The sequence below is a fragment of the Streptomyces sp. LUP30 genome (assembly GCF_001746365.1).
Classification (GTDB): Bacteria; Actinomycetota; Actinomycetes; order Streptomycetales; family Streptomycetaceae; genus Streptomyces.
Window position 1 is genome coordinate 243,045 of the sequence record NZ_MJAJ01000001.1, and the last position, 13,074, is coordinate 256,118.

At 73.5% G+C, this 13,074-nt stretch carries 5 protein-coding genes; 2 read left to right on the forward strand and 3 right to left on the reverse strand.

All coding sequences use genetic code 11. The features are described from left to right. Positions 1 to 24: 24 nt before the first annotated feature. Positions 25 to 3,762: a CHAT domain-containing protein gene (locus BG482_RS01115; protein ID WP_069766877.1), complete on the forward strand. Its 3,738-nt coding sequence runs from the start codon at positions 25 to 27 to the stop codon at positions 3,760 to 3,762. A 21-nt stretch (positions 3,763 to 3,783) separates the two neighbouring features. On the opposite strand, the gene BG482_RS01120 is transcribed toward BG482_RS01115, so the two are convergent. Next, on the reverse strand, positions 3,784 to 7,695 hold the full coding sequence (locus BG482_RS01120; RefSeq protein ID WP_069766878.1) for a CHAT domain-containing tetratricopeptide repeat protein: 3,912 nt from the start codon (positions 7,693 to 7,695) through the stop codon (positions 3,784 to 3,786). Between the two features lie 64 nt (positions 7,696 to 7,759). Between BG482_RS01120 and BG482_RS01125 the strand changes: the two genes are divergently transcribed. After that, entirely contained in the window at positions 7,760 to 10,729 is a 2,970-nt protein-coding gene (locus BG482_RS01125; RefSeq protein WP_069766879.1) for a CHAT domain-containing protein, read from the forward strand. A 20-nt stretch (positions 10,730 to 10,749) separates the two neighbouring features. Here the strand turns inward: BG482_RS01125 and BG482_RS01130 are convergent, their stop codons facing one another. Continuing rightward, the gene (locus BG482_RS01130; protein WP_141746518.1) at positions 10,750 to 12,486 is read right to left on the reverse strand and encodes a CATRA conflict system CASPASE/TPR repeat-associated protein; all 1,737 of its coding nucleotides are present in this window, start codon (positions 12,484 to 12,486) and stop codon (positions 10,750 to 10,752) included. After that, the gene (locus tag BG482_RS01135; protein ID WP_069766881.1) at positions 12,464 to 12,838 is read right to left on the reverse strand and encodes a CATRA system-associated protein; all 375 of its coding nucleotides are present in this window, start codon (positions 12,836 to 12,838) and stop codon (positions 12,464 to 12,466) included. Before BG482_RS01135 ends, BG482_RS01130 begins: the two co-directional genes overlap by 23 nt. Positions 12,839 to 13,074 lie beyond the last annotated feature (236 nt).

Here is a 13,074-nt window from a genome sequence, read left to right on the forward strand (position 1 = left end):
GAATCAGACGTGGTCGTGAATCGTATGTTGGCCCGTTTCGACGTGGGCCGGTCGCCGGAGGTCGACCGGGTGCTGGCGTCCACGGGCGACGATCCGTGCGACTGGCTCGCGCCCACCGCCGGCCTGCTGCGCGCCGCGTGGAACGGTGACGGCCGGGGTGCGGCGGCTGCCGCCGTCGCCCTGATGGGTCTGGCCTTGGACACCGGCGCCCAGGACCATCCCGAACGCGCCCGGTGGACGCTGCATTTGTGGCTGGCGGAACACACCCTCTCGGCCCTGTACGGGGACTACCGGCTGACCCAGGAAGTGCGTCATCGTCTCGCCGCCCAGACCCAGCGCCGCGCGGCGGACGATCCGGTGGCGGTCGCGGCCACCTACCCGGACCTTCCCCCGCCCGACCACTTCGCAGCGGTGCCCCCGATCGAACAGGCCGCCGAGCGACTCGTCGCCATGCTGCCGCAGGACGATCTCAGCCGGGCCACGCTGCTGGCCCGACTGGCCCAGGCCGCCTACCAGCGATACGAGTCCGGGAACACCGCGGCGCTCACGGACGCCTGGGCGCGGGCACGTGCCGCGCTCGCCGCGGTCACGCCCGACCACATCGACGCGGGGACGGTGGGGCGAACGGCCGCCTACGCCGGGGTCGCCTGGTTCCGTCTGCACCTCCAGGACCACTCGGTCGTGGAGACCGCGGTCCGCGCGGGCCGCCTCGCCGTGGAGGCCGTGGACCGTGCCCGTGGACACGGCGCCCCCTACGACCGGTACGAAGCCGCGACCGCGCACTTCGTCCTGGCGATCGCCCTGATGGCGGCCGCGACCGACCGCCTTGAACTGGCCACCGTCGACGAGGCGATCGAACACCTCGAGGCGTTCCGCGCCGAGGGGCCGCCGGACGACCGCGGTATGTACAGCGTCAACATGGCGTCTATGCTGGGCGCCCGGGGCTTCCTGGCCTGGTCGCCGCAGGACGTGACGCGCTCGGACGAACTGTGGGCGGCGCTGGAGCGGGACTTGCCCCGCGGCCATCCGCTGCTGCCGCACCTCGCCCACAAGCGCGAAGCCGCGGCGAAGCTGGTGCGGTTGATGCGAGCCGTGCCGTTCAACGTCAGCGGGCTGGCCCGCGATCTGAAGCCGCTGTACGGCAACATCGTCACGGAACTGCCTCCATTGCAGTTGGACGGCCCGTTGGCGGCGCCCGGCTACACGTCCCCCGGATCGGGGACACAGCCGGGAGAGGCGGGGCAGGCTGCCGCCGGCCATGACGTCCCGTTCGCTGCAGGACCGGCGTCCGTGGCGGACGCGGAGCCGACATGGCCCCCGGGTCCGGACGCCGTCCCCGCCCCGGCCCCCGACACGACTGCCGCTCCGGTCGCCGAGACCCACGGCTTCGCGGCGCCGCCGCTCGCCGAGCTGCCGCCGGACGCGGCCGCCGTGTGGCGCAGCATGGCGGCGGCCGACGGCACTCCCGTGGATCCGCGGCTTCTCGCACTCGCCGAGGAGCAGTTGCGGGCGCGGCTCGCGCAACCCGGCCCGGACGCCGCACGCGGCTGGCTGGCTTCCGTGCTGGTTCACATCCTGGTCGCCGGCTTTACCCTCCGCAACGACCCGGCGGAGCTGGAGCGGGCGGTCAGGAGCGGTGACGAGCTGCTGGCGGACCTGCCTCGCACCAGCCCCCACTACGTCGACCTGTTGTGCGCGGTGGAGGGCTATCGGCACATGTACGGCACGCTGTGCCGGCACAGCGCCACCGTCGACCGGGCTGTGAGCGCGCTGTCGTGGGCCAGGAATCACCTGTCCGAGGGCTCGCTTCCCTGGCTGGGCGTCTCGATCCCCTACGCGCACGCGCTCTCCGACCTGTCGGGGCTGTTGCGCGACCCGGCGAGGTCGGCGGATGCGGTACGCGTCATGCAGGACGTGTCCCGGTGGCTGGAGGCGTTGCCGCAGCAGGCGGCCGCTCCCGGGGAGGAGTCGTTGCGCGACCGTCTGCGCCCGGCGTTCGACCAGGTCCACCGCGCGGTGCTCGCCACCGACGCCTATGTGCGGGCCGACAACACCGCGTTCGAGGCGGCCGACGAGCGCTGGGACCCGGCGTCGGAGCAGTCGCTGCCGCCGGCGGCGCGGTTCGAGAACGCGCGGCTGGCCCTCGGCCGCGCCCTGGCGGGCCGCAGATGGGACCAGGCCGCCGACGCCGCCGCCGTCGCCCTGGACGTGCTGCCCCTGTTGACGTCCCGCGCCCTCGACCGAGACGGCCGCCAGGAGGCCCTGCGCACCGCGATGATGGGCCGCCCCTACCTCATGGCCACACCCCAGCAGGGCAGCGCGGGCCTGCCTGATCAGATCACGGGGACCAGTCTCGGCCGCACGGGGTGCGCCGTGGCCCTCGCGGCGGGCCGGACCGAGCAGGCGCTGACGCTGCTGGAACAGGGGCGGGCCGTGCTCATGGCCCAGGACCTGGAGACCCGCACCGACATCTCGGACCTGGTCGCGGCCCTCCCCGAGGCGGCCGCACGGTTCACCGACGTCAGCGAACGGATGCTGCGCGCGGAGGGCGGCGGCGCGCCCGAGGAGTCCGCACGGGTGCGGGAACAGCACGCCGTGGCCGAGGAATGGCGGCTGCTGCTGACGGAGATCCGTGAACGCCCCGGGTTCGAGCGGTTTCTGCTGCCGCCGACCGAGCGGCAGCTGCTGGACGAAGCCGCGCAGGGGCCCATCGTCATGATCAACGTCGATCCGCTGCGCTGCGACGCGCTCGTGGTCACCGCGCGGGGCGTCAGGCACGTGCCGCTCGATGTGACCGAAGGACGCCTGGCCGACACAGCACAGGAGTTCCTGGCGGCGGTCGGCAGGGACCGGGACTCGCCTCGCGAGCAGCAGCACGCGCGGGAGGTCGTCTTCAGCACGCTGGAGTGGCTGTGGGACACCGTGGCCGAGCCGGTTCTCGACGCGGCGGGGTTCACCGCGCCGCTGCCCGACGACACGCCCCGGCAGGCGATCCCGCGACTGTGGTGGTCGGCCTCCGGCCCACTGGCCCATCTGCCGCTGCACGCCGCCGGATACCAGCGCAAGAGCCGGCTCACGGAGCGGCGGTCGGTACTGGACCGGGTCGCCTCCTCGTACACCCCGGGCATCAGGGCGCTGCGTCACGCCCGTCAGGCAGCGGCGCACGGCAACGTTCGGGGCGCGTACCTGGCGGTGGCACAGCCGACCGGTGACGGTGGTGCTTCCGGTGCGTCCGCCAGGGAAGTCGCCTCGGTCGCCCGCGTGCTGGCGGGTCTGCGCACCCTGGACGGTCCCGACGCGACCCCGGCCCGGGTGCTCGCCCAACTGCCGGCGGCGGCTCTCGTGCACTTCGCCTGCCATGGTGTGAGCGACGCCGGGAATCCGGCCGCGAGCCGTCTGTCGCTCACGGGAGGTTCCCTCACGGTCGCCGAGATCTCCCGGCAGCGGCTGCCGCACGCGCAGCTCGCCGTGCTCCTCGCCTGTCACACCGCCCGTACCGACCGGCTGCCGGACGAGGCGATCCACTTGGCGTCGGCTTTTCAGGTGGCCGGCTATCCGCAGGTGATCGGCGCGCTGTGGGAAGCCGCCGACCTGGCGTCGGTCCGGTTGACGGACCAGTTCTACCGTTCCGTGCGGGGTTATGGGTCCGGGGTCGACGTGCGCCACGCCGGCCGTGCACTGCATGTCATCATGCGCGGCCTTCGGGCCCGCTACGCCATGTCTCCCGCCGTGTGGGCGCCGTATGTGCACACGGGTTGCTGAGCGCGGCCGGCAGTCCGTCGGTCACGCCCCGAGATGGATGTGGCAGGCCCAGCCCCGCGGGTCGTCCGGGTACCGTGCGCGGATCGCCGTCACCGCGTGATGCAGTGCCTCGGACGCCCAGTCCGCGTCCGCCCGCCCCTCCCCCAGCAGCCCGGCGTACACGAGGTCGACGAGTCTGGGGGTGACCGGATCGACGGTGGGCCACAGGGTGGCGATCACATGGCGGTAGCCGATCACCTGCATGGCGGCAGCCAGATGAACCGACTCCTCCGTCAGGCGCGCGCTGCCCGCGGACGTCTGGCATGCGGACAGAAAGGCGAGTTCGGTGCGGGGCAGCCGCAGGTCGACCAACTCCGCAATCGTCAGGGGGTGCTGCTGCCAGTCCCATGGGAAGAGCGCGCTCTCCGCGGGGTTGTCGCCGTTCTGGGCCGCATGGCAGGCGAGGTGCACCCAGGGGAAGTCGGGCAGGTGCCTCTTGATCGTCTGGTGGGTCGCCTGTTCGCCGGTCAGGTGCACGGCTCGTGCGGGGGGACGCACCCTGCGGGCGAGGGCGGCGACCTCCCGGGGCACGGCGGGCAGCCGGCCCAGGCCGGGCGTGTGCGGCAACGCCACCACCAGGTGATCGGGTCGTGTCTCTCGCACGCCGTCGCGGGCGCGCAGGAGGGCGCCGATCGTGGGGATGTAGGACGACACGACCCGTGCGAGGACGCAGGCGTCGGGCTCGGCGTTCTCCCGGGCGCCGGCGGCGTGCAGCGGCAGGAAGGCCAGGACGCCGAGGGGGCACCACCACACACGTGGCCAGGTCGTCGCGGGGGAACCCGTATGGCCGAGGAGGTCAAGGACGGGGCGGCCGACAGTCGTCCACAGCCAGTCCAGCACATCGAGCATGGCCTCTCGTCCGTCCATCCGCCCGGTGTCCGCGTCGGGTGGCGCGCCGGCGGTTGAGGCGAGGCACAGGTTGGCCCGGCGTAGCGCTTCGGCGTGGTCCATGTCGGGCAGCCGCACCACGCGTGGCTGCCGGTCGTCCGAGGTGAGCAGAAGGGCGCAGCAACCGAGTCTGCTGCTGTTGACGATGACCACGGCGCCGTCGCGTGCGGCCGTGCGCAGCTCGTCGAAAGGGGTGGGGGCGAGGAACCGTTCGCATCCGTCCAGTGCGCGGACGCGGTCGACGAGTTCGTCCCATGCCCGGGCCAGTCGACGCCTCTGCTCCAGCGCCTCGCCCACCAGTGCGTCTCCGCGGGCTTCGGAGGCGGGCCGGCGGCTCGACCAGGCTGCCGGGTGGTCGAGTTGGCGGCGGATCTCCGACATGCGGCGGGAGAGTTCCGGGGAGGCCTCGGCGAGGCTGGTGAGATCGCTGCGCAGGCGCAGGGTCTGGGCCCACAGCAACGACCGTCCGTGCTCGGCGAGTTCCACCGCGCGGGAGGGATCTCCGGCCGCGACCGCTGCAGCGACGGCGTCCGAGACGAGGCCGCTCCACCGGGCCAGAGCGTGCTCCTGGGTCGCGCGGTCCAGACCTTGCCAGGCGAGCGCGGGCAGCAGTGCGACCGCCGCGTCGTACCCCCGGCTCGCCTCCCGCACGTCCCCCGCTTCCCAGGCGCGGCGGCCCCACTGATGCGCCGAGCCGATCCGGGTGTCCAACGAGGTGGTCGGGCTCTGGGCCGCCTCCCGTGCGCACTTCACCGCCTCCTGCCCGTCGCGGTCCGCGCCGTCGCGCTCGTACCGGGTATGGAGCATGGTGCCGAGGTTGGCCAGGTAGGTGCCGTGATCCGGGTGACTCACGGGGACCGCCGCGACGGCGGCACGGGCCACCTCGATCGCCTCGTCCAGGGCGGCCGCGTCGCCGCCGACGTCGAATCTGCTCTGCAGGGCGAGAGCCAGGTCGCAGAGGTAGGCGGGGCGGTTCGGGTCGCGGGCCTGGCTGGTGGCCACCGCTTCACGGGCCGTGTCGACGGCCGCCAGGCCGTCGCGTTCGTCATGTCCTGCTTCGTAGCTCATGTGCAGGGCGAGCCCGTGGTTGGAGAGGTACATGGGGCGGTCGAGATGGTCCACGGGCGTGTGCCGGACCGCCGCCTGTCCGGTCAGGACCGCCTCGCGCAGGTGACCTCGGTCGCCGGTGAGTTCGTACATGACCTGCAGGGAGGTGCCGAGGGTGTCGAGACAGGAGGCGTGGACGGGGGTGTCCGACGTAGTGAGCCGCACCGCCTCGCGGGCGGCGGTCACGGCTTCCTCCAGGTCCCGGCGCACCTGGTTGCGCTCGTACCTGATCCGCAGGGTGAGGGCCAGGTTGGCCAGGTATCCGGCCCGCTGGGGGTGGTCGGCCGGGGCGTCGCGCACCGCCGAGCGTTCCGTTCGAACGGCCTCGTCGAGGGCCTCCTCGTCGCCGGTCGACTCGAACCGCAGACGCAGCGCCATGCCGAGCGCGGACTTGCGGAAAGCTCGGTCGGCGCGTGCAACGGTGGTGTCGGCCGCCGCGCTGCGACCGGCTCGCACGGCCTCTTCGAGGTCGTCCCGGTCGGCGGTGCGCTCGTAGCGCACCCGCAGGGCCGTGGCCAGGTTCGCCAGGTACAGCATCCGGTCGGGGTGATCGTCGGGGGTGTGCTCCAGCGCGCCGCGCGTGAGCTGGACGGCTTCGTCCAGGTCGTCGGCGTCACCGCTGTGTTCATGCCTGGTCCGCAGCGCGATCCCGAGATTGGACAGGTAGATCGCGGCCTCGGGGCAGTCGTCGGCGGCGGCCTCGACGGCTGCTCGCGAGGCGCGGACGGCCTCCTCGAGGTCGGGGACCGACCCGCGGCGCTCATACCGCGTTCTCAGAGCGAGCCCCAGGTTCGACCAGTACATGGCGATGTCCGGGTCGTCCCGCGCGGTGGCGACGGCGCTGCGCCCGACGGCGATCGCCTCGTCCAGGTCCGTGAGCGCACCGCCGCGGTCGTACCTGGCCCGCAGGGCGCCGCCGAGGTTCGACAGGTACATCGCGTGGTGGGGGTCCGCTGCGTCGGTGTCCCGAACGCAGGAGCGTGCCAGCGCGATCGCCTCCTGAAGGACTGCCGCGTCGGACGTCTGCTCGTAGCGGACGCGCAGGGCCAGTGCGAGGTTGCCGGAGAACATGGGCCGGTCCGGGTCGTCCGGCGGGGCGCGGTGCAGTGCGGCCCGCCCGGTGCGGATCGCTTCGTCGAGGTCACCGGGGTCCGCGGACCGTTCGAAACGGGCGCGAAGTGCGTTGCCCAGATTGGACAGGTAGAGGGCGTGGTCGGGGTGAGGTTCGGGGACGGCGCGCACGGCCGCCCTGGCGCAGCGAACGGCTGCGTCGATGTCGGCCGGGGCTCCGCTGCGTTCGAAGCGGGTGTGCAGGGAGTTGGCGAGGGTGGACAGGTGCAGGGCACGGTCGGGGTGGTCGGCGGGGGTCGCCCGCACGGAGGCCCGGCCGGCGCGTACCGCCTCGTCGAGGTCCTGGACGTCTCCGCCCCACTCGTACCTCGAGCGCAGTGCCAGCCCCAGGTCGGTCAGCAGCACGGCTCGCTGCGGGTGCCGTGCGCTCAGTGCCGCGACGGCCCGCCCGAACATGCGGACGGCGGCGTCCAGTTCCTCCGCGGCGGACTCGGTCGGCAGCTGCAGACAGCGGCGCCAACGCGCGGTGGCGACGGCTGCGGCGAGGGCGCTCGGCCCGGCGCCACGGGCGGGTCCGCGCCGCCGCAGCCGCTCCTCCAGTTCGGCGAGGCGACGCCCGACCGCGGAGGCGAGGAGGCCGTCCTCGTCGCCTTCGAGGGATCGTTGCAGCTTGCGGCGCAGTACGTCGATGCGCTCGTCCTCGCTCGTCCGGTGCTCTCCGGTGTCGATGGCTGCTCCTGTGAGGGTGCGGTGGTCAGTCGGTCCTGTCCGTCCGATTCCGGCAATCGCGCGCGAGACGGCCGTATGGGCCGTCGGAGGGATGAACATGGGACGAGTTGGATACCACAGACAGGGTGCGGGGCCGGTGCCGCGAGCGAGGGGGGTACGTCGCATGCCGTCTGACGGAGTCGGGGTTCCACAGGACGTCCTGCGCGCGCTGTACGAGGAGGCCGTCGATCTTCTGGAGCAGGCCCGCGGGCGACGTGACGAACGCCTGCTGTCGCGTGCCGTGGAACTGCTCGAACGCTGCGCCGACGCCACGGGCGGCTCCGCGAGGACACGCGCTGCCGCACTGTCGGCCCTGGACGTGGCGTTGAAGACCCGATACGCCTGGACCGGGGAGCTCGACGACCTGCGGCGCGCGGCGCGGGCCGGTCGGGCGGCGCTCGACGTCTCTGGCGAGGGCGGCCCGGACCGGGCGGCAGCCATGGTGAACCTCGCCGACTCCTTGCGTGTGCTGGCCGAACGGACCGGGGACGACGCCGCGTTGGACGAAGCCGTCCGGCTGGGCGAGGCCGTGGACGCACAGGGCCACACCGAACCGGTGCTGCGCGTCGTGACGCTGAACAACCTCGGGCTGTGCCTGCGCGTACGGTTCGAGGCTGCCGGCGACCTCGCCGACGTCCGGCGCGCGGCCCTCGTCGGACAGCGGGCCGTGGACGCGATGCCGGACCGCTACCCCGATGCGGCGTCCGTGCTGTCGAACCTCGCGGGCACCCATCAGACGTGGTTCGAACGCACCCACGAACGCTCCGCCCTGGACCGGGCCGTGGACCTGGGCCGCCGAGCGGTGAAGGCCGCGCCCGACGGCAGTCCGTCCCGTGCGGCCATCCTGTCGAATCTGGGGACCGCGTTGCAGATCCGCTGCGAGGCCACCGGTGACAGCGCGGATCTGCGCGAGGCCATCGAGGTCGGCGCGGCCGCGGTGGAGGCCACGGACGCACGCGACCCAGCGCTGGCGGTCCGTCTCACCAATCTCGGTACCGCCCATGTGACCCGTTTCGGCATCAGCGGTGATCCCGGGGATCTCGACGCGGCGATCAGGGCGTTGGAACGGGCGATCGACAACACCGGCGAGGACGATCCCGCCCTGGCGGGCCGGCTGGCCAACCTGTGCGTGGCGGCCCGGCTGCGCTTCGAGGAGGGCGGGACCGCGTCGGACCTCGACCTGGCCGTGACCGCCGGCCGAGGGGCCGTTCGGCCTCGCCGGTCCGACCGCGTGACGCCGGCCGGGCACCTGTCCAACCTCGGCGCGGCACTGCGGGCCCGGTTCCGGTTGCACCGGGACCCCGCCGACGCGGAGGAGTCCGCGGCGGTCTTCCGCCAGGCCCTGGACAAGAGCCCCGCCGATCACCCGCAGCGCGCGGTCTTCCTGTCCAATCTCGGCGGGGTGCTGTACGAGTACGCCGGGGCCGGGGGCCCGGCGGCGCCGGCGGACCTCGCCACCCGTGCGGTGAGCGCCTTCCGGGAGGCGGCCGAGCTGCCCACCGCGCGCACCCGGGTGCGGGTGGCGACCGCCGCCGCCTGGGGGCGTGTGGCGGCCGAGCGCGGCGACTTCGGCACCGCCGTCCAGGGCCTGGAACTGGCCGTGGGGCAGCTCGGGCTGCGTGCGCCCAGGGAACTGGGCCGAGAGGACCAGGAGCGGGAACTGGCCGAGCACACCGAGCTCGCCTCCGACGCCGCGGCCTGCGCCATCCGCCTCGGTGACCTCCGGCGGGCGGTCACCCTGCTGGAGCAGGGACGTGGCGTCCTGCTCGGGCAGGCTCTGGACGCCCGCGCCGACCTCACGGCCCTGCGCCGCCGCGATGCCGGCCTCGCCGACCGTTTCGACGACGTGTGCCGCGGCCTGGACGGCGCAACGCCCGGCCTGGATCGTGCCGGTGCCGTCCGGGAACGCAGAGAGCTGGCCGATGCCTTCGACTCCGTCCTTCGGGCGATCCGCGCGCTGCGCGGCTTCGAGACCTTCCTCGCCCCGCCCGCCCTCGACGAGTTGGCGCCGCCGCCGGGCGCCGGGCCCGCGATCCTGGTCAACCTGAGCGAACTGGGCTCGGACGCCCTGGTCGTGGCCGGTGGCCGTCGTCCGTCCCGAGTCCCTTTGCCGCTCGCGACGCCGCAAGCGGTCCGCGCCCAGGTGTCGGCACTTCTCACCACCCTCGAGGCCATCAGGAACCAGGACACCGCCGACCGCGGCGCACGCAGGAGGGAGGAACAGCGCGTCCTGGCCGTGCTCGGCTGGCTGTGGGACGCGGTGACGGGACCGGTCCTGCGCCACCTGGACGTACCCGTGACCGCTGATCCCGGCCGGCGGCCCCGCGTCTGGTGGATCCCGACCGGCCTGCTGTCCTTCCTGCCGTTGCACGCCGCGCAACCCATGGACGCGGACGGGCGCGCGGAGGAGGGCGGAGCGCTCGACCTCGTGGTGTCCTCCTACAGCCCGACCCTGCGCAGCCTGTCGTTCGCCGGTCGCCCGCGGCAGCCGGGCGAGGACCGTCTGCTGGTCGTCTCCGCGTCGGGCGTGCCGGGGCACGGCGCGCTGCCCGCCACCCGCCGGGAGGCCGAACGTCTCGGCCGCCTGCCGGTGGCCACGACGGCCATGACGCAGGCGGCGGCCACACGGGACCGGGTCCTCGCCGCGCTGGCGCACCACAGCTGGGCGCACTTCGCCTGTCACGCCACCACCGACACCGCCTACCCCTCGCGCAGCGCGCTGGTGCTGGGCGACCACGACGACGCGCCGCTGCGGGTGTCGGACATCGTCGCGGCACGGCTGGACGGCGCCAAGGTCGCGTACCTGTCGGCCTGTTCGACGGCGCAGGGGGCGGCGCTGCTCCCGGACGAGGGCATCCACATCACCTCCGCGTTCCACCTGGCGGGCTACCGGCACGTGGTGGGAACCCTGTGGCCCGTCGACGACCACCCGGCCGGCCGGATCACCCGTGACTTCTACCAGGAAGTCGGCGCCGGCGGCGGACTCGCCGCCGAGGCGGCCGCGCCCGCGCTGCACGGGGCGGTGCACCATGCGCGACGGCGGATGCCCGACCATCCGAGCGTCTGGGCCGCGCACGTCCACGTCGGCGTCTGACGTGCCGCGACACCTGGGCGTCATCTCGGGATCCACAGCCAGGCCTGCGCCTGGAACTCCTTGACCTTGACCGGGCACCGCTCGAAATGCCGCGCGTCCAGCCCCGGATATCCCTCGCCGACGACGTACTCGTACAACTGGTCGGAGACCAGCACGGCGAGGTCGGCTTCGGGGTGATCGGTCAGGGCGTCGCGCAGCACGTCGCTGTTCAGCAGTCGGCTGACCTCCACGATCGTGGCCCCGGAGAAGCCGAGCGCCGCGAGCCCGACCGGCCCGAAGGCCGTGGAGAGACGCAGCCGCATACGGTCGCGGAAGCGGGCGTTGTCCGCCGCCAGGTGTTCATGCCAGGACACGAGCAGCCGGGGAAGCGCCCGGTGCAGTTCCACGTCCCCCGGGAGGAAGACGTTCATCCCGTCACCGGTCTCCTGCCGGTCGGTCCTCTCCAGAGGGCAGTGCAGGTCGTCGAGAACCTCCCGCACCAGGGCGGCGAGGCGCTCCTGCACCGAGGTCTTCTCGGGGGAGGTACGGCTGCTGTAGCGCTCGATGTCCACGGCGAAGCCCATGCGCGCGCTGATGCGGCCTGGCGTGCCGCGCTGTGCGGTGGGCGGGGTCTCCGGCCGGCGGGCACGGTCCACCGGGGGCGGAGCAGGGGTGTCCGGCTGTGCCCGCCCCATGTCGATGGGGCCCTGCCGGGCGAGCCGGCCGAACTCCCGTGCCGTCTCGCGCGCCGCCTCCAGGTACTCCGCGTCGTCGCCCAGTTGGCCGGCCAGCCAGTCGGAGAGCCGCCGGTCGCTGCCGAACGGTGCGGCGAGCGCGTCGGCCATATTGTCCGCCGCGATCTGCACGGTGCGCCGCATGGTGCGCACGTCCCTCGCAGCGGACGTCAGGTCGGCCTCGTCCAGCCGCAGCCCGAGCAGGGCGGCCGGATCGGACGACTCGCGCTCCAGTGCCGCCCGTACTTGCGCGACGTGGTCGTTCGCCCCGTCGATGAGACGCCTGAGCTGTTCGCCGTCCCCCCGTACCCGGGCCTGGTAGCGGAGTTTCGCCGCGTGCATCAGGTAGCGGCCCAGCGGCGGCAGCGCCGGATCGCCCTGACTCCATGTCCAAGCACTCAGCTCGGCGTCCCGGTCCTCGGGGGCGATCACCACGACGCGCCGCCGTCCGGCCTGTCCGTCGTCCGGCGACACCTCCCATACGGCGAACCCGTCCTCGGTGGTCCAGCCTCGCTGCCACCAGTACGGGACGTGGTCGGCGCCGGGCAGCACCGCGCGCACCTCGTGGGCGATCTCGTCGAGCGGTGGGATCGGCCGGCCGGCGAACTTCGCCTGGCAGACACGCACGACGCCGAGCAGCGCGTCCGTGCCCGCTGCGGCGAGCTCGTCCCACCAGCGGTCGAACTCGACCCAGCCGGGCGGCGAAGCGGAGCCGATGCGCAGACGGCGGGACGGTGTGTCGAGCGGGGCGGCGAACGCCATCGACAGGTTCACCACGTCGTGTTCGCGACGCACGATGGCCTGGTAGTTGGCGGTCCGGTCCTCGATCGCCGCGGCGGGCCGCCCGGGCTTCAGCGCGTCGGCGTCCGGCGGCAGCCTGGTCGGCAGGCCGGTGCTCGGGATCTCGTCGACCATGCCCAGAACGTTCCGGCACCGGTCCCAGACGCCGAGGATCTGGTGGTAGGCGCGCTTGCTGTGCGGCCCGTCGGTCGGCGCGAAGACGTGGACGACGAGTTCCTGGTCAGCCAGCGGACGTGCCGTCACCGTCACCTCCCGGGCCGTCCGAGGAGGCGTCGGCCCGCTCCTGCTGTTGCCGCTCCTGCTGGCGGCCGAGCGCGTGCACCAGGTGGTTGGCCCGGTCCCGGGTCTCCTCCGGAACCGGGATCACCGACTTGGCGCCGATCCGGGTGATCCGTACCGGCCCGGTCAGTTCCAGCTCGGCGGTGGCCTCGCGCAGGGCGTCGCCGTCCCCCCGTGCGACGGCGTCGGCCAGCGAGTCGACGATCGAGTCGACCTGCTCCCAGCGCTGCGGCGCGAGTTCCCACTCGATCAGATCCTTCAGAACGTCGACGGCGTCGTCGCGGGACTCGCCGTCGATCGGTGCCCCACCGGACATGTACGCCCCCTTCCGCCGAACTCGTCGGCGCTGGCTCACTGTAGCTTTCTCGTCACACTGTGCCGCCTCGCCCCGCTCTCCGTCAGCCTTCACCGACAAAGGCGAAAGCCGCCCGGCGGGACGGGTGTTCGGGGTGGCGCGTTTGCGCGCCGGGGACGCCCTGCGGCGTGGGACGGGCGAGCACGGCAGCGCGTCCGGTTGCGGGGCTCCCCTCGCGTTCGCACGCCGTACACGTG